This is a genomic window from Fibrella musci (assembly GCF_041321105.1).
GTDB classification, from domain to species: domain Bacteria; phylum Bacteroidota; class Bacteroidia; order Cytophagales; family Spirosomataceae; genus Fibrella; species Fibrella musci.
Window position 1 is genome coordinate 163,785 of the sequence record NZ_JBGGWD010000002.1, and the last position, 20,325, is coordinate 184,109.

General features: G+C 53.9%; 17 protein-coding genes and 1 tRNA gene. 12 read left to right on the forward strand and 6 right to left on the reverse strand.

The window, feature by feature from the left end:
• Positions 1-8: 8 nt before the first annotated feature.
• The 7 genes from ACAW74_RS06320 to ACAW74_RS06350 all read left to right on the forward strand — a co-directional run bounded on the left by ACAW74_RS06320 (position 9) and on the right by ACAW74_RS06350 (position 5,334).
• Positions 9-758 (forward strand): ferritin-like domain-containing protein, encoded by a 750-nt coding sequence (locus ACAW74_RS06320; RefSeq protein ID WP_370697365.1) that lies wholly within the window; start codon positions 9-11, stop codon positions 756-758.
• Between the two features lie 267 nt (positions 759-1,025).
• A complete protein-coding gene (locus ACAW74_RS06325) occupies positions 1,026-1,589 on the forward strand; it encodes an RNA polymerase sigma factor (protein ID WP_370697366.1) in 564 nt (187 codons plus the stop codon).
• Between the two features lie 129 nt (positions 1,590-1,718).
• Entirely contained in the window at positions 1,719-2,135 is a 417-nt protein-coding gene (locus ACAW74_RS06330; RefSeq protein WP_370697367.1) for a phage holin family protein, read from the forward strand.
• A gap of 118 nt (positions 2,136-2,253) precedes the next feature.
• The gene (locus ACAW74_RS06335) at positions 2,254-2,799 is read left to right on the forward strand and encodes a hypothetical protein (protein ID WP_370697368.1); all 546 of its coding nucleotides are present in this window, start codon (positions 2,254-2,256) and stop codon (positions 2,797-2,799) included.
• Entirely contained in the window at positions 2,711-3,529 is an 819-nt protein-coding gene (locus ACAW74_RS06340) for a phosphoglycerol geranylgeranyltransferase (protein ID WP_370697369.1), read from the forward strand. Before ACAW74_RS06335 ends, ACAW74_RS06340 begins: the two co-directional genes overlap by 89 nt.
• 7 nt (positions 3,530-3,536) lie before the next feature.
• Positions 3,537-3,992 carry an energy transducer TonB gene (locus ACAW74_RS06345; protein ID WP_370697370.1) on the forward strand — a complete coding sequence of 152 codons (456 nt, stop codon included), beginning with the start codon at positions 3,537-3,539 and terminating at the stop codon, positions 3,990-3,992.
• Positions 3,993-4,065: 73 nt separating this feature from the next.
• A complete protein-coding gene (locus ACAW74_RS06350) occupies positions 4,066-5,334 on the forward strand; it encodes an aspartate kinase (RefSeq protein WP_370697371.1) in 1,269 nt (422 codons plus the stop codon).
• A gap of 76 nt (positions 5,335-5,410) precedes the next feature.
• Here the strand turns inward: ACAW74_RS06350 and ACAW74_RS06355 are convergent, their stop codons facing one another.
• On the reverse strand, positions 5,411-6,448 hold the full coding sequence (locus ACAW74_RS06355) for a PorP/SprF family type IX secretion system membrane protein (RefSeq protein ID WP_370697372.1): 1,038 nt from the start codon (positions 6,446-6,448) through the stop codon (positions 5,411-5,413).
• Between the two features lie 255 nt (positions 6,449-6,703).
• Here ACAW74_RS06355 and ACAW74_RS06360 point away from each other — a divergent pair, with 255 nt between their 5' ends.
• Both ACAW74_RS06360 and ruvB read left to right on the forward strand, forming a co-directional pair.
• Positions 6,704-11,158 carry a T9SS type B sorting domain-containing protein gene (locus tag ACAW74_RS06360; protein ID WP_370697373.1) on the forward strand — a complete coding sequence of 1,485 codons (4,455 nt, stop codon included), beginning with the start codon at positions 6,704-6,706 and terminating at the stop codon, positions 11,156-11,158.
• A gap of 155 nt (positions 11,159-11,313) precedes the next feature.
• Positions 11,314-12,342 (forward strand): Holliday junction branch migration DNA helicase RuvB, encoded by a 1,029-nt coding sequence (gene ruvB, locus ACAW74_RS06365; protein WP_370697374.1) that lies wholly within the window; start codon positions 11,314-11,316, stop codon positions 12,340-12,342.
• A 130-nt stretch (positions 12,343-12,472) separates the two neighbouring features.
• On the opposite strand, the gene ACAW74_RS06370 is transcribed toward ruvB, so the two are convergent.
• Positions 12,473-12,769: an ArsR/SmtB family transcription factor gene (locus tag ACAW74_RS06370; RefSeq protein WP_370697375.1), complete on the reverse strand. Its 297-nt coding sequence runs from the start codon at positions 12,767-12,769 to the stop codon at positions 12,473-12,475.
• Positions 12,770-13,102: 333 nt separating this feature from the next.
• Between ACAW74_RS06370 and ACAW74_RS06375 the strand changes: the two genes are divergently transcribed.
• Positions 13,103-14,344: an MFS transporter gene (locus ACAW74_RS06375; RefSeq protein ID WP_370697376.1), complete on the forward strand. Its 1,242-nt coding sequence runs from the start codon at positions 13,103-13,105 to the stop codon at positions 14,342-14,344.
• A gap of 1 nt (position 14,345) precedes the next feature.
• Here the strand turns inward: ACAW74_RS06375 and bla are convergent, their stop codons facing one another.
• The 4 genes from bla to ACAW74_RS06395 all read right to left on the reverse strand — a co-directional run bounded on the left by bla (position 14,346) and on the right by ACAW74_RS06395 (position 18,796).
• Positions 14,346-15,260, reverse strand: a complete 915-nt coding sequence (gene bla / locus ACAW74_RS06380) for a class A beta-lactamase (RefSeq protein WP_370697377.1) — start codon at positions 15,258-15,260, stop codon at positions 14,346-14,348.
• 29 nt (positions 15,261-15,289) lie between these two features.
• Positions 15,290-16,216 carry a DMT family transporter gene (locus ACAW74_RS06385; RefSeq protein WP_370697378.1) on the reverse strand — a complete coding sequence of 309 codons (927 nt, stop codon included), beginning with the start codon at positions 16,214-16,216 and terminating at the stop codon, positions 15,290-15,292.
• A 102-nt stretch (positions 16,217-16,318) separates the two neighbouring features.
• Positions 16,319-17,626, reverse strand: coding sequence for a ribosome biogenesis GTPase Der (der, locus tag ACAW74_RS06390; protein WP_370697379.1), 1,308 nt, complete (start codon positions 17,624-17,626; stop codon positions 16,319-16,321).
• A 105-nt stretch (positions 17,627-17,731) separates the two neighbouring features.
• Positions 17,732-18,796, reverse strand: a complete 1,065-nt coding sequence (locus ACAW74_RS06395; protein WP_370697380.1) for a GTPase Era — start codon at positions 18,794-18,796, stop codon at positions 17,732-17,734.
• Between the two features lie 118 nt (positions 18,797-18,914).
• Between ACAW74_RS06395 and ACAW74_RS06400 the strand changes: the two genes are divergently transcribed.
• Both ACAW74_RS06400 and ACAW74_RS06405 read left to right on the forward strand, forming a co-directional pair.
• A tRNA-Met gene (locus ACAW74_RS06400) sits at positions 18,915-18,987 on the forward strand.
• 287 nt (positions 18,988-19,274) lie between these two features.
• Positions 19,275-20,324: a hypothetical protein gene (locus ACAW74_RS06405; RefSeq protein ID WP_370697381.1), complete on the forward strand. Its 1,050-nt coding sequence runs from the start codon at positions 19,275-19,277 to the stop codon at positions 20,322-20,324.
• Position 20,325: the final 1 nt, after the last annotated feature.

A 20,325-nucleotide genomic window follows, 5' to 3' on the forward strand; every position in this document is an offset into this window, starting at 1 on the left:
TCAGCACTATGAATCTGTTCCAGCTTTTCGAAGATATCGAGAAAGTAGACGGCGATATGGCCGAACGCGTGTCATATTACAGTCGCCGCAACTGGCTCAAAATGAGCCGGAAAGTATCGACTGCCGTAGCCGCACCAACCGTACTGGCCGCCAGCCTGAACGAAGCCTATGCACAGGCTTCACAAACGGCCGTTGTCGATGTACTGAATTTCGCCCTGACGCTCGAATACCTCGAAGACGAGTATTACCGCACGGCCTTGAATACCACTGGCCTGATTGCCTCCGATGACCAGATCATCCGCCAGATCAGCAAGCACGAAGCCGCGCACGTAGCGTTGCTGAAAGGTGCGCTGGGTAGCGCTGCCATAGCGAAACCGACGTTCAAATTTGGTACTGTGTTCAGCAGTCAGCAGACATTCCTGGCCGTTGCGCAGGCACTCGAAGATACGGGTGTACGGGCCTACAAAGGGCAGGCGGGCAATCTGCTCGGTACCGATGCGCTGACTACGGCATTGCAAATTCACTCGGTTGAAGCGCGCCATGCCGCGATGATCCGCCGGGTACGTGCCCAGAAAGGATGGATCTCTGACCCGGCCGAACAACCCTCGGCTGTGTATGCTGGTGAAGACAACACCACGCAGGCGGGTGTAGCCCTCCCCGGTGCCACCGGTAAAGATGCCGCACGCGTTCGGGAGGCTTTTGATGAGCCGCTGACCAAAGAGCAGGTACTGGCCATTGCGGCTCCTTACCTCGCATAAGTAACAATTATTTTTATGTTAATGCTTCGTTATACAACTTGGTGTTAACTTGTTCATGCAAACCCGCAAGGTCCTGTCAACAGTTGTCAGGACCTTGCGGGTTTTAGCAGAATCCGCTCGTTACGCTCTAAATTTTAAACTATAGTGCCAATGCGCTGTTGAATACTAGTTACTCCTATATGCTGCTCATAATTACGGCATACTATGGGTCAGGTATACGTTGCTATTATTCAGCCGTTATATTTGGAGAGACATCCCCAACCTGCCTTGTCTAAACGTTCGCCCCTTGCTACAGAATCGGTTCTCGTCGAGAAGCTACTTCAGCGCGACGAGCAGGCTTTTCAGTGGCTGTATAAACACTATTCAGCGGCGCTGTATGGCGTCCTGCTGAAGATTGTGCGGGAAGAAGAACAAGCGCAGGATCTGCTTCAGGAGGTCTTTATCAAGATCTGGAATAATACAACCAGCTACGATACCCAGAAGGGAAGGCTCTTCACCTGGATGCTCAATATTGCCCGCAATACCGGCATCGATGCCGTTCGGTCGGGCAAAGCCATGAGCCGGCCCAGTAACGCACAGACCTTGTCAACCGACGACGCAGGTACGTTCGCCGTTGACCGCGAGTATGCGGTTGCGCCCGAGAACCCCGATCACATCGGCCTGCGCGAAGTGATTCAGCAGCTCCGGCCCGACCGGAAGCAGCTTATCGACCTGGTTTATTTTGGCGGCTACACCCACGAAGAAGCCGCCGATGAGCTCGGCCTGCCCCTTGGCACCGTCAAAACCCGCATCCGTTCTGCGTTGCAGGAGCTCAAACAATTGTTCAGGTAAGAGGCGGTCGTTTGTCGGCTTTGGTGGCCATGTTAGGCCTTCCTTAGAATAGACAATCCGCAAAACCTCAAACAATGCTGCCGTTTGTTAGTAATATACTGGCAATCCACAGTAAACAATTGAAGAGTCATGCTAGAACGTCTGGAGGAAATTCGCGAAAATATATTCCGCTACCTCGAAGCGCGTATTGAATTATTTACCCTCGAAACGCGGGCTAAAGTTGAAGAAGGGGCCGTAGTCGCTACTCATGGCGTTATCCTGGGTTTTCTGGCAACGATCACGACAATCTTCCTGTTCAGCCTGCTGGCCGCCTACCTGAACGAGGTCACCAACAGCCGTTACCTTGGCTTTCTGATTGTAGCGGGCTTTTTTCTCATATTGACCATCATTTGGGCCGTATCGAAGCAGTCAATGGTTAGCCTGATCCGGAAAATCGCCTACAAAGCCCTCAAAGAAAGCCAGGAGAAGAAAGCCGACGAACGCTCACAAGCCGTGCAGGACCTGATGAATCAGACCACCGCGTCGATGAAGCAGATTGGTCAATAGGCCAACCGGCCGTTCCCCTTTTTTGCTGGTCGCCAACAAAGCTTACTAGAGCCAGTTCTGCGGACTAACAACGCATCAACAACTCAACTTTTTCTTTTTATTTTAGACACGTAATATCATGGATGATCCTAAAGTACCGTTTTCTGATACGACAGCCCGCCGAGCGCAATTGATGCAGGCGACAGAACGCTTCAAATCATCGATTCAGGAGAACGTCGATTCGCTGAAGTCTGACGCATCGGAAATCGGGAAAACGACCGCCTTGGTGGCTGGTGTTGCTTTCGGTGTATTTTTGCTTGCTAATCTGATTCTTCCGAAGTCTGACGAATACCGCCGGGCTGAGAAATACGGAGAATGGGATGATGACGACGAAGACGAGTATACTGATTACGACGATGAGGATGACGACGACGAGCCTGTGGCCCGGAGACAGCCCAAGTCTGTTCAGAAACAAGCCAAAGAAACGCAACGATCAGCGGCAGCGAGCGGGCTCATTGGCGGATTGTTAACGTCAGTACTGACAAACATCGCCAAAGAACAGCTCTCGGGCCTGCTGACGCGCATTCGGACAAATAATGCAATCAACCCCACAGCGCAACACGCTGCCACACAGTACCACGAAAAGGCTTCCACAGAGCCTGCTGACTACACTCATCAGTCGTAGGGAGCAGGGGCGTAAATCCTTTGCCGTATTGCTCGACCCCGATAAGGTTGAGCAATACGATTTTGATCAAATCGTCAGCCGGGCTGCTCAGCATCAGGCTGACTTTTTTTTGGTAGGTGGCAGTTTGATCACCGACTACGTTCAGCGTGACATGATCGCCACGATCCGCCGTCTGACTCAGATTCCCGTTATTCTGTTTCCCGGCAACTCGCTGCACATCGAACCTTCGGCCGATTCGCTGTTGTTGCTTTCGCTCATTTCGGGGCGTAATCCCGAACTGCTCATCGGGCAGCACGTGATTGCCGCGCCCCTGCTCAAGCGCAGCGGGCTCGACATTATCCCGACGGCCTACATGCTCGTGGATGGGGGCGTACCAACCACGGTGTCGTACATCAGCAACACCACGCCCCTCCCCCACGACAAACCCGGCGTGGCGGCCTGCACAGCCATGGCCGGCGAACTCCTGGGGCTCCGGCTAACGTACCTGGATGCTGGCAGCGGTGCCCGCCGCCCCGTGCCACCCGCGCTGATTGCCGCCGTACGGGCCGCCGTTGACTCGCCGATTGTGGTGGGCGGCGGAATCAATTCCGGCGAACGCGCCTACGAAGCTCTCAACGCCGGGGCTGACCTGATTGTCGTGGGCAACGGCATCGAACAAAACCCCGACCTGTTGCCGGAACTGGCCAATGTAGTGGCTTCGTTTAATTCGTTATCCTCTGTTAACCAATAATATACGTATGCGTACCCGGCTTGTTCGTTTGTTCCAAACGAGCCTTTTTGCAATCACCCTGCTGGCTGGCGTGTCAATAACCGCCACTGCGCAGCCCAAACCCCGCCGAACGTACCCAGGCCGTTTTTATACCTCGGTTGAAAAATTGGCCCAGTTCCCCGGCGGTCGTGAGGCGATGCTGCGTTTTCTGGCCGATAATATTGAGTACCCCAACGCCCTCGACCGAATTCAGTACAAACCGGGTCCGGTTACCGTGCGGTTCATCGTAGCCCCCGACGGCGCCCTGTACGACATTACAGTCGACTCCAAGCCGGTCACCAATCCCGAGGCGGAAAAGGGCATGGACACCTATCGCATCAGCATCATCCGGGCGATCGAAAAGATGCCTCGCTGGAAACCCGCCCAGCTCGACGGCGGCCCGGTTGCCATGCTATACACGTTGCCGCTACAGGTCGATAACTGAATTAAAAAGCAACAGAACGAAAGGTGAACGCGGGCAGCACGTACCTGAGCTATTCGTTCGCCCATTAACCCATATGAAGGTATTCAAATTCGGTGGCGCTTCGGTGCGCGACGCGGCTGGCATTCGCAACGTAGGCCGTATCATCAGCCAAACCATCGCCAACGGGGCCGAGCTGCTAATTGTGGTCTCGGCGATGGGCAAAACCACCAATGCGCTTGAAGAAGTCGTTGTCAGCTACATGGCTGGCCGTTCAGACGAGGCTCAGCTTCGGTGGCAGAACGTAGTGATTGCGCATGAGTTGATCGTAGCTGAATTTGAATTGCCCGAAACTCTGCTAACTCCCGTCAGGAACACCTTTGCAACAGTAGCCACCCAACTGACTACGCCCGCTACGCAGGGCTACGATGAAGCGTATGACCAGATTGTGTCGATGGGCGAAGTCATCTCGACGCAACTGCTCACGGCCTATTTAACTCACCTCGGTTTGCCCGTACAATGGGCCGACGCCCGGCTGCTGATTCGCACAGACGACACGTTCCGCGAAGGCCGCGTCGATTGGGCCATCACCGAAACGCAGATTCAGGCATTGATGGCCTCAAAACCCGGCCTGATCGTAACTCAGGGTTTCATTGGGGGCACTTCAACTGGCCAGACCACTACCCTGGGCCGCGAAGGTTCCGACTACTCGGCGGCAATTTTTGCCTATTGCACGCAGGCGCAGGACGTAACCATCTGGAAGGACGTACCTGGCGTGCTGAATGCCGACCCGCGCTATTTCGACGAAACGGTGCTGTTGCCCTCGCTGACGTACCAGGACGCCACAGAACTGGCCTATTATGGCGCGACGGTCATTCACCCGAAAACCATCAAGCCGCTTCAGAACAAAGGTATTCCGCTCTATGTACGGTCGTTTGTGCAGCCCGATCAGCCGGGAACGATGGTGGGCGGGGCACCCGTGCCGAACCCCACGCCTTCGTTTATTTTCAAGGTGAATCAGTTGCTGATTTCGCTGCACCCGACTGACTTCTCGTTTATCGCGGAAGACAACCTGAGCCTGATTTTCAGCCTGTTTGCTGAAGCGGGGGTGAAGATTAATCTGATGCAGAATACAGCGCTGAACTTCTCAGTCGTGGTCGATTCACGCCCGGAGCGTATCCCCGATTTGCTCGAACGACTCCGCGATCATTTCCGCGTCACCTACAACGAAGCCCTGGAGCTGATCACAATCCGGCATTACGACCAAAGCACCATCGACCGGGTACTCGTCGGGAAAACTATGCTGCTGGAACAAAAAAGCCGCATCACCGTGCAACTGGTAGTGCGGGACGAAGGGAAAAGCTAGTTTGATGTTTCGAGTTGGCTGACGCCGGAGTAAACTTGCGTCAGCCAACTCGAAACGTTAAACCCGAAACTCTAAACTAAAACTTGGGACACGACAGCATACCTTTCTTCGGCTTGTAGCGATCCCGGTTGCTTTCGGGGCGGTCGAAGATGTAGGAGAGCGAAATTTCGTGTGAGCCGCCGCTGGCAAAACCCAGCGTGGAAATGGTTGCATCGTAGCTGTAGCCAATCGAGAATTTATCGGCCCGGTAGCCAATCAGCCCTGCAAACGCGTCGTGATTGTTGATCCGCTGATCGTACTTCTTGAACGGAATGCCCCGGTAGTAGACACCCACCGTAATCGGCGAATAGGTCAGGTACGTGCCAATGTCGAGTTGATCGTATTTGCCCTGAAACTTGTAGTTAACAACCGGCGAGATGCTGATCTCACGGTCCATCTCATCGCCATAGCCCGTGATGCCCTGCAACGGGATACGCAGCCCGGCTTGCAGGCTTCCCTTGATGGGCAGGCGGCTACCGGTGGTGGTTGAGAAAAAGCTCTGGTCGGGCCGGTTGATGTGGTGCGCCGAGAGCCCCACCCAAAACCAGTCGGAGTAGAAGAGGCCGCCCGTCGAGAAATCGAGATACTTATTTACTGGCGCACCCGCCAGTACCACCGGATCGGAGGTTTTGTCACGGATGATGCCGCTGGTCGAAAACTGATCGCCGAACGTCAGGCCGAAATAGTTGACATTGCGGTTGACATAGCTACCCTGCACCCCAAGCCGCACAAACGACGCCTCACCCACCTGAAACTGGTATGCATATTGCGCAGCAAACTCTGTTGACTGCACAGCACCCTGCCCCTGGTTGTCGCTGATGAACATCACACCGATACCACTGTTCAGTTTCGGGATAAAGTGGTCAACGCCCACGACCGTAGTGACGTAATTGGTAATGGCAGGCCACTGGTTACGATAGTTGATGGTGGCCCGTGGTGCCAGCGCCGACCCCGCAAAGGCCGGGTTCAGGTACTGCGGAGCCGCATAAAACTGCGTAAACTGAGGGTCCTGTGCCCAGGCCGACAGGTTGCCGAGCAACATCAGCACGCCAAGAAACGTATATCGTAATGCCATATGGATAAAACTGCGCAAAATTAACGCCAAACAGAACGTGAATGGGCTTTTCGTAACGACTATTGACGGTCGTTAGGCCCGGCCACAAATCGAGCAACTGGTTCCAACGTTTATCCCTGTAATACTCGTCTTATTGAGTGAAACGTTGAGAGTTAGCCCGGTAAAATTTTACGCTTCCCGATTCGTTTAACATAACGTAACGAGTCTGTTGTCTGTTATGTACGCGCCAGACTTTCGTTTGTTCTCAACATACCTATGAACCGCTGGGTTACCTTTACCATATACGCGACACTTTGGGCGATAGTCGGGCTGCTGCTCCTTCCTTCCAGCGGGTGGGCGCAAACCGGCCCCGTGTCGAGCACGCCCACGGCCGCCTCGCTGATTCGGCAAACCGAGCAGGAAAACCAGATCAAGATCGTCGGCAAGCTGTGTACGCCGACTAACCCGGGCGGGCCAGTCAGCACCACGGGCAGTTCGGGCTCGGCTACCTCGGCCAACGCCAACTGCGGCAGCGATCCCGTCAATTTTTACGATGTTGACCCGGCGTCTTTCAAGGATCGAACCGTTTGGGTGATTGAGGGCGGTGCTCCACAAACTGGCGGCGTAGCCAGCACGTCCTTCACGACACCGGGGGTCAAATCCATAACGCTGACCCGCTTCTATTCATCGACCGTAACCGGCGGCGTCTCTACTACCGTCAGCGTACCCAAGACATTTACCGTCAACGTAGGTACGCCCCCCAGGCAATTTCAGAACTGGCGCAACGACACCACTATTTGTAAGGGTACCGAACTTAAGATTGACCCATATCCAAGTGGAGCACCTGATGGCGTAACGTACCTGTGGTATCCGAAAGGCGAGGTAACGCAGGCGATTAGCACTACAGCCTCAGGCTGTTATTCGGTGGAGGTCACCAATGCAGACGGCTGTTCTGTTCAGGATAAAATTCAGGTCAGTTTGTGCCCGGAACAGAATGCGTCGGCGGGCTCTAAATGGTATTTTGGCAATAACGCCGGCCTTGACTTTGCCGGAGGCGAGCCCAAACCCATCGATGATGGCAAGCTTAGTACCATTGAAGGGTCGGCCTCCATCACCGACACGAAAGGGAACGTACTATTCTATACCGATGGTATCACCATCTTCGACAAGGATGGCAAGCCGATGCAGTTGTTTGACCCCATCAGCGGCACCTTGACCACGGCGGCCTCGCTCAGCGGCAACCAGCGCTCTACGCAGTCGGCCATTATCGTGCCTAAGCCGGTTTGTCGGGGCTGCGACTACGAGTACTACGTCTACACCACTGCCGAAATCAACGGTACCCGGCAGGTTACGTACAGCATCGTCGATATGCGCCGGAACAGTGGCGCGGGCGCTATCACCCAGCAGAACTTGCCGGTCGTTTCCAACACAACGTCGTCGAGTAGCACTGAACGGTCGGCTTCGGTTCGCCGCGATCGCGACACGACGTACTGGGTAATGACGCACGATTACGGCACCAACTGTTTCCGGGTCGACCACCTGACAGCGCAGCTTAAAACCGAACAGAAACAATATTGCCTCGGCACGGCGCACGATTCGCCCGCCCGCGGGGAAGGACAGATGAAATTTGGCCCGGCTCCCCAACCCGCCAGCACGACCGCCACCAGTGGCACAGGTACGTCGGGAACGGTGGTGTCAGGTACGGCTACGCAGGGAAATAGCAACACGGCTGTCAGGCCCGTCGCGGTGGTCATACCCGGCGATCCAAACAGTACAGACCCGGATCGACAGAAAAGCTACGTCGAGATCTTCAACTTCAATACAGAAACGGGCGAACTCAAGGGGCCTGATAAACGAATTGATATGGGGCCCGCGCCGCCCACCGCCTACGGGGTCGAGTTTTCGCCCGACGGCAGTAAAATCTACGTCACGCAGATTGGCTCCGTCTCCAGCGTGAGCGGGGTACAAACGCAGACGGGACCCTCGCGCATCATTCAGTACGACATCACCGACGCCGACCCAGCCAGTACCAGTGCGGTGGTGGCCGAAAGCACACAGCAGCAGTTTGGTTCTTTACAGATTGGCCCCGACGGAAAAATCTACGTAGCCGTACAGGGAGCCACCTCGTTGGGGGTAATCGACAATGCCGATGGCAGCGGTGCCACCACAACCAACCCGTTTGCCAAGCCGCCAACGTTTACGCTGACAGGACAGGATTTGGGTGGTAAGATCAGCCAGTTAGGCCTGCCTAACCAGGTAGCTAACTTCAGCCAGCCATCGAGTAACCCCGGTGTGTCGGCCAGCAATGTCTGCCAGGGGAACCCGGTCGAGCTACAGATTACGCCCTATTGCCCTAAGCTGAAAGAAACCTACAACCTGCGGGTACGTAACAGCTCAGGGGCTATTGTAGCCCAGACCCTGTCGTTTACGACGACTTCGCAGAGCTACAGCATCTCGACGCCAGGTACGTACTCGGCGACGCTGGAGGTGCGCGTGATTACGTCAACCGGCGCTACCTGTACGACTGCTACGGCCGAGACGTCGTTTACTGTCATTGAGCAGCCACCCGCCTTCGATCTGGGGCCCGACATTAATAAGTGCGACTCGAACCCGGTTTCGCTAACGATCCCCGCCGTAGCCGAGCAATACGCCTGGGTATTGGGCAGGCAAATCGTCAGTACGTCGAGGGTGCTCAGCACGACCGTCTCCGGTAGGTACACAGCCTATATCGGGAATGGCGGCGAGTGTGTGGAGCAAGATCAGATCACGATCAATTTCTATAGGCCTGGCAATATCGACTTGGGGCCACCCGTACCGCTTTGCGAGAAGAGTACACGCGAACTAACCCTGACGTCGCCCGGCTTTACGTCCTTTAGCTGGACATCGGGTGTGTTAAGTACCACCCTCACCGATCGGACCATCACAATCGACAAGCCAGGTACGTATTCGCTGGTGGCCTCCTATGATCGAACAACGCCAACCGGGCCGCTCACCTGTTATGCCCGAGATCAGATCGACGTCGTGTCAGCCAAGTTGCCAACAATTACTTCATCGCTGCGTCAACCGGCTAGCTGTACCGCTGCCGATGGGGTTATCACCATTACGCCGGCCCCTACGTCGGTCGTATCCGGTACGCCCACAGCCAGCACGTCATTTACGTATTCCTGGACAGCGGTCAGCGGGACGCCTATTTCCACGACTGGCAATTCAGCTTCGGCCTTAACCGAAGGCACCTATCAGGTGAGCGTCACCGATGCCAACGCCTGCTCGGTGGTAACCCCATTCACGTTGCAGTCGACGTCGCAACGCCTACAACTGGCCCTGACGCCATCGCTGCAACAGTGCGGAGAGCCCACCAGTGGCAGTATTGCGCTGGGCGTTAGCAATGGCACTGCCGTCGAGATCCGATGGGTAGGACCACCCGGCTCATCGTTTGTGTCGACAGGTACGTCGCTAACCGGCGCTTCGGCGGGAGTTTATAGCGTGTCGGCCACCAACAACCTGGGTTGTGTTTCGTCGGCCTCGACGACGGTTGGGCTCAGCACCACGTCGACACTCAGCCTGTCGAACCGCAGTAATTGCGTGGGCGATACCGTGCAGTTGATCCCGTCACGGCTGGGCAATTTCACGAGTGGGGTTATTTATCGCTGGAGCACCGGCGAAACCACCGAGCGAATCTCGCCCCGAACGGCGGGTACGTATTCGCTCACGGCCATCAACACGCAGAATGGGTGCATCGGTACGGCCAGTGCTACAGCTCAGTTTGTGCAGAAGCCCAATGTCTCGGCGGGCAACAACCTGTCGCTTTGTCTGGGTTCGCCGCAGTCGCTTACGTTGTTGCAGCTGACGGGGGCTAGTCCCGGCGGGGGTACCTGGGCGGGCCCGAGCGTCAGTTCGACCGGCTCGTTTACGGCGAACCCGGCTCAGGTTGGGCAGGTGGTAACCGTGACGTATTCGGTTACCGTTAGTGGGTGTGCCAACTCCGCGCCGCGCCAGATTGCCCTGAATCAGGTGCCACAGGTTAACGCCGGGCCCGATGCCGATTTCTGCGAAGGCAGTGGTCAGGCGCTGCGTGCCTCTGGCTCACCGGGGGCTGTGTTCCGCTGGAGCGACGGCACGCAAGGGTCGTTGATTCGCCCCAACCAAACCGGGCGGTATACAGTGACGGCCAGCCTGAATGGTTGCGAAGCCAGCGACGACCTACAGGTGCTAGTGCGTCCCGCGCCCCGCTTCGACCTGACGCGCCAGGCGGTTATCTGTGTGGGCGACCGTCAGCAAACCCAGTTGCGGGTGGTACCGCAAAGCAACGACCAAACCGTTGTCTGGACCACGAGCAACACCGCTTCAACTACACTCACCGTTAGTGCGGCGGGTACGTATTCGGTGGTGGTGACGGGGGCCAATGGTTGTGTGGCTGGCGATGCGGCCGTGGTACTTGACCGCTGCGAACCGCGCGTGTTTGCACCCAATGCGTTCTCGCCCAATGGCGACAGTAGTAACGATCGGTTTGGGACGCTCAACGCCTATACCACCGACCTGGAACTGCGCATCTATAATCGCTGGGGTGAGGTGATTTTTGCCAGTACGCCCGAAACCCCCGACTGGGATGGTACGTACCGCGGCGAACCGGCTCAATCGATGCTGTATCCGTATACAATCACTTACCGCAGCCAATACTTCCCCGAACGCCCCGCCGTTGTCAAGCGCGGCAGCGTATTGTTGCTGAGGTAAAGAAAAGATACGAAGAAAAGGTACAAGGTCCAAGGTCCAAAGTTGGCTGGCGCGTCATGCTCGCGCGCCAGCCAACTTTGGACCTTGGACTTTGTACCTTTTCTTCGTATCTTTAAGGTAGAACAGACAGGACAACAACTACCTGATAATCAGTTATGCGCAAAGATTTTATGACCGGGTCGGGGGATGCCATGTCGGCCACGGAAAAGGAAATCGAACGGGCGTTGCGGCCCCTTTCGTTCGAGGACTTCACCGGGCAGGCCAAAGTCCTCGATAACCTGGAAGTCTTCGTCAAAGCGGCCATGCAGCGGGGCGACGCCCTCGACCATGTGCTGCTTCATGGCCCGCCGGGTTTGGGCAAAACGACGCTATCGCACATCATTGCCAATGAGTTAGGCGCTAATATCAAGATGACGTCTGGCCCCGTACTCGACAAACCCAGCGATCTGGCGGGCTTGCTGACCAACCTTCAGCAGAACGACGTGCTGTTCATCGACGAGATTCACCGGCTCAACCCCATCGTGGAAGAGTACCTGTATTCGGCGATGGAAGATTACAAGATCGACATCATGCTCGACTCGGGGCCCAATGCCCGCACCGTGCAGATTAAGCTGAATCCCTTCACACTGATCGGGGCCACTACCCGCGCCGGGATGCTCACCTCACCCCTGCGCGCCCGCTTTGGGATCAATTGCCGCCTGGAGTACTACGACGCCAAATTGCTTACGACCATTGTGCAGCGGTCGTCGGCCATTCTGGGCACCGCCATCGATGCCGATGGGGCCTTTGAGATCGCCCGGCGCAGCCGTGGCACGCCGCGTATTGCCAACAACCTGCTGCGCCGCACGCGTGACTTTGCGCAGGTAAAAGGCAACGGCTATATCAACGTCGCGATTGCCGAGATTGCCCTGAACGCCCTCGACGTCGATCAGCACGGGTTAGACGAAATGGATAACCGTATTCTGTCGACCATCATCGAGAAATTCAAAGGTGGCCCCGTAGGGTTGTCGACGATCGCTACGGCCTGCGGTGAAGAGTCCGAAACGATCGAAGAAGTGTATGAGCCGTTCCTGATTCAGGAAGGGTTTCTGAAACGTACCTCGCGCGGCCGCGAAGCCACCGAGAAAGCGTATTTCCACCTCGGGGTGGTGCCGGGTATGCGCAACGGCGAGCTGTTTAACTAAGTATTCCCAGCTTAACAACGCACAAAGTCCAGCGGTCGAAGCTGTTGACCGTCTATAAGGACGAGTCAGCACCTTCGATCGCTGGACTTTGGCGTTTACTCAATTTCTGTATCGGGAGCGAAACAGTGGGTTAGGCTGCCGCCAACATTTTGCTCCGGTAGATGCAATCGATGATATCAGATACCGAACTATCGACAAGAAAATAGTAGATATTCTTACCGCTACGCCGGATTTCCAGAATCCCCTTATCACGCATGTTGATCAGGTGATGTGAAATCAATGATTGCTCAGCATTCAGGTTCTTATAGATCGTCGATACATTCAGCTCCTTGTTTTCGTGAAGCATCTGAATGATTTTGATCCGCAATGGATGTGCTACTGCTTTGAGCACATAGGCTGTTTTTTCAATACGCTTATCGTCTTCCATGATTTTACGGGTTTATTCAGGTTGTGTGGATTGACTAGGTTTTGTTTAAATGTTCTTGATATACCCTAAATCCACCTAATGCTAAATAGCCGGACTTGCGATCAGTTCTTGGTGAAATGAATGGTTAGGCAGCCACAACGTCGTCTCCGATGTGTGTGGTCTCTGTACACAGACTGTGGTTAATCAAAAAGGTCACACCCTGTTTTTTACGGAATTGTAAAAATTAATGACCAGTCTGCGATTAGCGACCTATTGGCATACATTATGTGGCGACGGCCATTATGTCCCGGCAAACGCTTATGTTACATCGCCTTAGGTCATCTCGCCTGTTCCATGAGCTTCCGTTCCCGCGTTCTGTCGTTGCTGGTGCTGCTTTCTACTATAACGTATATTGACCGCACTTGTATTTCGCTGGTTGCCGCCGATATAAAAAAAGAGTTACACATAGCCAATGACGCCTGGGGCTGGGTCCTGAGCGCGTTTGCGCTATCCTACGCACTGTTTGAACTACCCACCGGTGCCCTGGGCGATCGCCTGGGCCCGCGCCGGGTGCTGGTGCGCGTGGTTGGCTGGTGGTCGGCATTTACGGCCCTCACCGGCACGGCGACCAGCTGGCTGTATCTGGTGATTGTGCGGTTTCTGTTCGGTGCGGGCGAAGCGGGCGCTTACCCCAATGCGTCCATCGTGGTGTCGCGCTGGTTTCCGAGGCAGGAGACCGGGCGGGCGCAGGCCTACATCTGGGCAGCAGGGCGTGTTGGCGGGGTATTAGCCCCCTGGTTGGTGCTGCCCATTGCGGCTAGCTACGGCTGGCGGGTCTCGTTCTACGCCATGGGTCTGCTCGGCCTGCTCTGGCTGGTGATCTGGTACGTCTGGTTTCGTGATTTCCCGTCGGAGAAAGCGGGCGTCTCCGATGAGGAACGTACCTACATCGAAGCCAACCGGCGTTTCAAGCACAATAGCCATCACATTCCGTGGAAAGCCGTATTGCGTAGCCGGAACATGTGGGCCATTATGCTCATGTTCCACTTCTTCATGTATGGAGCCTATTTTTTCACGGGCTGGCTACCAACGTACCTCAAAGAGGGGCGGCACTTCAACCAGAGCCAGATGCAGTTATTTGCTACCCTGCCGTTTGTGCTGGGCGCCATCGGCTGCTTTGTAGGTGGTTACGCCAGCGATTGGCTATCCCGGCGGTACGGGCTGCGTATGGGGCGTCGTAGTGTAGGCATTGTGGGCATGGGCCTGTCGAGCGTCATCATCCTGAGCGCGGCTCTATCGGCTGATAATCAAACGGCGGCGGTGCTGCTGGCCGTGGGAATGGGCTTCAAAGACCTGACCTTGCCCGTCGCCTTCGCTGTTTGTAACGATGTGGGCCGCAGCCGGGCGGGGGTGGTGTCGGGGGCCATGAACATGGTCGGGCAGATGGGCGCGGTATTCCTGGGTGTAGTGTTCGGCTACATCGTTGAAGCCACCGGCGATTTCAACAAGCCGCTGTTCCTAATTGCGGCCCTCCTGCTCGGCGGGTGTCTGCTCTGGTTCCGCATCGACCCACTGGAAGAAGTCGTGCTGGACTAACTCATTGCCAGCGACTCCACAGCTTTTTGGCGATTTGCGCGATGACCCGTTCGCGGGTTGCCTGATCGGTACGGGCATCGCTCACAAACACAGCCACGGCGAGGTGTTTTCCAGAAGGCAGGGTAATGAGCCCTACGTCATTCGTGGCGGCGGTTTTGCCATCAACGGTCAACGACGTACCGGTTTTGTGAGCGACCAACGTACCTGGCGGCAGTTGCCCTTTCAACCGGTTCAGTCCGGTGGGGGTATCGGTCATCAGGTTCAGCAGGTACGTTCGGCTGGCGGCGGATAGCCCGCGCCCCAATTGCAGTTGCCGCAGCAGGCTCACCACCTCGACTGGCGTGGCCCAGTTGGCATATTGCACCGAATCAGCAGTGCCCAGTTCGCGCTCAGTATTTTTGACGATTACCCCCTTCACGCCGATTGTGTTCAGGTACGTTTGCACCGCCGAAGCTCCGCCCACTAGCCTCAGCAAGACGTCGCTCGCCGACCCATCGCTCTCCGAAACGGCGTAGCGCAGCAGATCGTCGACGCTCACGGTTGCCCCCTCCGGGTATTTATCCCGTAACGGACTATGCTGCTTCGGCCCGACATACTCGGCTTTCTCGACTACAACCGGTTTCTGCCGACGGATGGTACCGGCATCAATCGCCGCCAGTGTTGCCATGGCGATGGGGAATTTATAGACGCTCTGCATCGGAAAGCGCTCATTGCCAGCGAAGGCTACGGCCTCGCCTGTTTCAACGATAGCCGCCGCGACTCCAATCCGCCCCCTGGCTTCGGCCGCCATCTGCTTCATGAAAACCTGAAAATCCGACGCATTAACGGTAAAGTTGGTTGGCCGCTGTTTTGGCGTCTGAGCAAAGGCGGCCTGACACAGGCTAGCGAGCAGTAGAACCGGGATCAATCGAGGCATGTACATGGCGATCAACAAAAAGCTTGCGTTTATTTCTTCCCTTTCCAGCCGATCAGGAAAACACCGGCCAGCACAAGGGCGGTACCGATGAATTGCCAGCCGGAGATGTGCTCGCCCAGGATCGACGTAGCCAGCACGATGGTGAAAATAGGGCCGATACTGCCAATGATCGACGCGTTGCTTGACCCCACCCGTTTGATGCCTTCAGCCATTAGAAACGTCGGAATAACCGTATTGACCAGGGCCATCAACAGGCCAAGGCCGTACACCCGCAACGGAAAATGCGCCAGTTGCAGGCCGTTTTCAACCGCATTATGAATAACCGTGGGTACTACGGCGGCCAGCAGGGCATAGCAGGTGTATCGCTGCGACCCCAGGCGGGCGATCATAGAATCGCTGCCTACGAGATAAATGGCGTAGATGAGTCCGCTCAGCACCACCCAAAACGCACCCAGCCAGATGGTACGGATGTTTTCGCCACCGGTCAAATGGGGCAGAAAGGCCATCAGAATGCCCGTATACGTTAGCGCCAGGGCCAGCCATTGCAAGCCTGCCACGCGCCGTTTCAGCACGGTCGCGTTCATCAGCAGCACAAACGTGGGGTAACAAAAGAGCAGGATACGCTCCAGACTGGCGTCGATGTACAGCAGACCAAGAAAATTGGTATAGCTGGCCAGATAATAGCCCGTGATGCCCAGCAGCGCCACGATTCCCCATTGGTTGGCGGGCAGCTTAAGAGGTAGCAGGCGCCTCGACAACCACAGCAACGTACCTAGGTAAAACGGCATCGAAAACAGCATCCGCAACGTCAGCAAATCAATGCTGTCGACGCCGTAGCCATAGCCTACTTTGATCAATACGCCCTTGAGCGCAAAGCAAAACGCCGCGAGAAACACACACAGCGCCCCAACCCAGTAACGGGTACGTGGCGGGGCGGCGGTAACGGGTGTTTGCATGAGTGTTAATGAATAATGTACGATGGACAATGTACAATGAGCCAAGCAGCAGTCCGCCACTCGGCTCATTGTACATTATTCATCGTACATTATTCATTCTCTTTACTTCTGCCGGAAGAACAACGTCAGGGGAACGCCATCGAAGCCGAAGTGTTCGCGGAGTTTATTTTCCAGGTAACGCTCATACGACTCCTTGATGTACTGCGGCAGGTTGCAGAAGAACACAAACGTGGGCGAAGCCGTTGGCAATTGAAGCATGTACTTGATCTTCACGTACTTGCCTTTAATGGCTGGCGGCGGATACGCCTCGATTACGGGCTGCATCAGCTCGTTGATTTTCGAGGTCGGAATCCGCTTCTTCTTGTTCTCATACACTTCCATAGCCTTCTCCATCACCTGGAAAATACGCTGTTTTTCGTGCACCGATGCAAACACGATGGGCAGGTAATCGATGGGTGCCAGCCGTTGCAGGAATTCCTTCCGCCAGACGTCGGCCGTTTTGTGGTCTTTCTCCACGGCATCCCATTTGTTCACCATGATGACCACGCCTTTTTTAGCCTTGATCGCCTGCCCGATGATCGTCATGTCCTGCCCTTCCATACCCCGGGTGGCGTCGAGCAGAATCACGCAGACATCCGACTCTTCCATCGCCTTGATCGTGCGCAGCGTTGAATAGAATTCGATGTTGTCATTGACGCGGGCCTTGCGGCGCAGGCCGGCCGTGTCGGTCAGCAGAAATTCTTTGCCAAACGCCTTATAATGGCTATCGATGGCGTCGCGGGTGGTGCCGGCAATGTCGGTAACGATGTTGCGTTCTACCCCCAGCAGTGTGTTGACAAACGACGACTTACCCACGTTGGGTCGACCCAGGATGGCAATGCGCGGAATGCCTTCATTGGGGTTTTCGATTTCCTTGGTCGGGAAGTGTTTGACTACCGCGTCGAGCAGATCGCCCGTGCCGGACCCCGTCTGTGCCGAAATCGGGTACGGATCGCCCATGCCGAGGCCGTAGAACTCGCTGGCGGCGTGCATGCGATCGCTGGTTTCGGCTTTGTTGGCCACCAGAAACACCGGTTTTTTCGACCGACGCAATACATTGGCAAACTCATCGTCGAGGCCCGTTACGCCCGTCATGGTATCGACCACGAACAGTACCACCGTCGCTTCTTCGAGCGCGATTTCCACCTGCTCACGAATCGCCTCCTCGAAGACGTCTTCCGAGCCAACCACGTACCCACCCGTATCGATCACGGTAAAAAAGTGGTCGGTCCATTCGGCCCGTCCATAGTGCCGGTCGCGCGTTACACCCGACTGGTTATCCATAATGGCCTGCCGCTGCTCAATCAGTCGATTAAACAGCGTTGATTTACCCACGTTAGGGCGGCCTACAATAGCTACAATATTTGACATGAAAATGGGGGGAGGAGGGCGTACGGAGGAAGAAGAAGGAGCTCTGCCAGTCAAACTGACGTCTACAAAGCACCTTACTCAATCCTCCGCACGCCCTCCTTCTTTTTATTCGTCATATCCCAGCCGGCGAAGCATTTGCTGCTTTTGGCGCCAATCGGGTTCTACTCGGACGTGTGTTTCTAAAAAGACTTTTTTGGCAAAGAAGCGTTCCAATTCTTCGCGGGCCATGATGCCGGTTTTCTTGATCATGTTACCCTTTTCACCCAACAGGATAGCCCGTTGCGTGGGTCGTTCCACTAGAATATCGGCCGAAATCACGATCATATCGTCGCGTTCCTTGAATCCGTGAACAACCACCTCCGAGCTGTAGGGCACTTCTTTTTTGTAATTCAGGAAGATCTTTTCCCGGATAATTTCCGAAGCAAAGAAGCGCTCGGGCTTATCGGTCAGTTCGTCTTCGGGGAAGTAAGGCGGGTGATTGGGCAGGTGCGCCATGATCGAATCGAACAGCCGATCGATGTTGACGCCATTCAGGGCCGATACGGGAATGATCTCGGTGGCCTTACGCGGGCCTGCAGGCGCGGCGGCCTCAGGTACGTTGCTCGGGGTCGGTTCGTCGTCGAGTTCATGCTCGGCGGCCAGTTCGTCGATGTCCGGGTCGACCACCGCCGCGTCGTCTTCTTCGTCGGCGTTGACGATCCCGCCAATTTCGAAATGCTCTTCCCAATACCGGATCTTGTCTTCGATCTGCTCGTCGGTAGCCTGATCGATCTTGTTGATCAGCAGTAGGATGGGTACGTTGGCGTACTTGAGCCGCCGGATTACGTCGTCTTCGTCGTGTTTTTCGAAGATATCCGTCACAAACAGAATGACGTCGGCGTCTTCGAGCGACCCGCGTACGAAGTTCATCATCGACTCGTGGAGCCGGTATTGCGGCTTGATGATGCCCGGTGTATCGGAGTAAACGAGTTGGAACGGCTGACCGTGGTGGTTGCCATTCATGATGCCCATGATGCGGTGGCGCGTGGTCTGTGCCTTCGATGTAATGATCGAGAGGCGTTCACCCACCAACTGATTCATCAGGGTGGATTTGCCCACGTTGGGCTTGCCCACGATGCTCACAAAGCCCGCTTTGTGCCCATCGGGTGGTTGTATGTCAGGTGATCCCATGCGAGATGGCTGAGGTGAATTTTCGGCCCGGTGTCTGACGCCGAGCAAAAAACTTAACTTTTTTTTACAAAGATAGTTGATTTAGTTGAAAACGTTATTACCTTTGCACTCCCAACATCGCGGGATGGAGCAGTTGGTAGCTCGTTGGGCTCATAACCCAAAGGTCGCTGGTTCGAGTCCAGCTCCCGCTACTAAAACAACCCCTAATTGTCTAAGTATTAGATGATTAGGGGTTGTTTAATTTCGGCGTATACTGATTGGTATACGGAATTAACATTGTTGAAAGAAGAAGTTACTCAGCAAGTGAATGGCGTATAGGGAGTGGCTTTGAAAAAAAATGAATAAGAGCGTAATTGTGCGCCACAGAAGTGTATACTTAAGTAAGACTGAGTAAACAAGTATCTTCACTTGAGCTTAAAGAAAGCAGTAATACATGACAAAAACCACATACATACCAAGCCTACACAGGCCGTTCCACATGCAGCTTAAGGCTACAAAATGGGTATGTATGTTTATTTACAAAAATGATGTATCAGTAAAAAAATCAGAATTCAACTATAAATTCTATTTTTTTTTAGTAGACAGATTGAACAAAGAGTATAAATCGACTGATATCAAAGAATTAAATGGCTTACCAAGTCCTACTTCAATAAGTAACGTATACAATTATTTTAAAGCTTTAGAAAAGACTGATCGAATAAAATCGATTGAAAATATACTTAGGGAAGAACGGGAATCTTTAATTCACAAACAAATTTATACGACGTATAAAGCTGCGTCATATTACGTAAATATGGCAAAGGATAAGCTAAAAATAATAACTGAAGAAAATGAATTAACAGAGAAAGGAAAAGAATTAATCCGCATGAAGTCAAGCTTTTTTAAACTTTCTGTGCAAGAAAAAAACTTCTACTTTGAAAGATTAATAGAGGTCGATTCATTGATGATTTTAACAATCCCATTGTTTAAAAAATTATCATTTAAGTACAAAAGAAAAGAATATACAGAATTACAATTAGAATTTCTGGAAATATACTATAAAATAAGATATTCATACTTCACAAAAACAAGTTTAAGTAACTACGAAGCTGTACGAGAACATTGGGTAGAGAATTTGAACCTGTTAGACAAGAATCTAAATCTCAGAGCACACTACAAAAACATAATATTTACTAAAACAGATCATGCCTCTATTTACACAAAAATTTTAGAAAACTTTGATGACTATAAAAAAAACCACTTTAAGATTAATAATAAGTACAATATAAACAGAGAAATGTTTGAAATAAATTACCAAATAAATATTGATAGAGGTAGTTCAGACAACGGTTACGTTAATCTTTACGACATAAAGGAAAAAATGAATTTATCACACTCTGCTTTTGAATCATTCTTAAACGACTATAATCACAAAGAAAAAAAGAGCAGAGTAATTTTTTTTTCAAATCTGGTAAATTCAATTGACCGACGACAACGATTTGAAGTGAAAGGAGTACCGGTTTTAAAAATTAAAATCAGAAAAATTTGAT

Excerpts from the sequence above, each read along its gene's own strand:
- ACAW74_RS06320 (WP_370697365.1), top strand. The coding sequence starts at position 9 with ATGAATCTGTTCCAGCTTTTCGAAGATATCGAGAAAGTAGACGGCGAT.
- ACAW74_RS06330 (WP_370697367.1), top strand. The coding sequence starts at position 1,719 with ATGCTAGAACGTCTGGAGGAAATTCGCGAAAATATATTCCGCTACCTC.
- ACAW74_RS06335 (WP_370697368.1), top strand. The coding sequence starts at position 2,254 with ATGGATGATCCTAAAGTACCGTTTTCTGATACGACAGCCCGCCGAGCG.
- ACAW74_RS06340 (WP_370697369.1), top strand. The coding sequence starts at position 2,711 with ATGCAATCAACCCCACAGCGCAACACGCTGCCACACAGTACCACGAAA.
- ACAW74_RS06345 (WP_370697370.1), top strand. The coding sequence starts at position 3,537 with ATGCGTACCCGGCTTGTTCGTTTGTTCCAAACGAGCCTTTTTGCAATC.
- ACAW74_RS06350 (WP_370697371.1), top strand. The coding sequence starts at position 4,066 with ATGAAGGTATTCAAATTCGGTGGCGCTTCGGTGCGCGACGCGGCTGGC.
- ACAW74_RS06355 (WP_370697372.1), bottom strand. The coding sequence starts at position 6,448 with ATGGCATTACGATATACGTTTCTTGGCGTGCTGATGTTGCTCGGCAAC.
- ACAW74_RS06360 (WP_370697373.1), top strand. The coding sequence starts at position 6,704 with ATGAACCGCTGGGTTACCTTTACCATATACGCGACACTTTGGGCGATA.
- ruvB (WP_370697374.1), top strand. The coding sequence starts at position 11,314 with ATGCGCAAAGATTTTATGACCGGGTCGGGGGATGCCATGTCGGCCACG.
- ACAW74_RS06370 (WP_370697375.1), bottom strand. The coding sequence starts at position 12,769 with ATGGAAGACGATAAGCGTATTGAAAAAACAGCCTATGTGCTCAAAGCA.
- ACAW74_RS06375 (WP_370697376.1), top strand. The coding sequence starts at position 13,103 with ATGAGCTTCCGTTCCCGCGTTCTGTCGTTGCTGGTGCTGCTTTCTACT.
- bla (WP_370697377.1), bottom strand. The coding sequence starts at position 15,260 with ATGCCTCGATTGATCCCGGTTCTACTGCTCGCTAGCCTGTGTCAGGCC.
- ACAW74_RS06385 (WP_370697378.1), bottom strand. The coding sequence starts at position 16,216 with ATGCAAACACCCGTTACCGCCGCCCCGCCACGTACCCGTTACTGGGTT.
- der (WP_370697379.1), bottom strand. The coding sequence starts at position 17,626 with ATGTCAAATATTGTAGCTATTGTAGGCCGCCCTAACGTGGGTAAATCA.
- ACAW74_RS06395 (WP_370697380.1), bottom strand. The coding sequence starts at position 18,796 with ATGGGATCACCTGACATACAACCACCCGATGGGCACAAAGCGGGCTTT.
- ACAW74_RS06405 (WP_370697381.1), top strand. The coding sequence starts at position 19,275 with ATGCAGCTTAAGGCTACAAAATGGGTATGTATGTTTATTTACAAAAAT.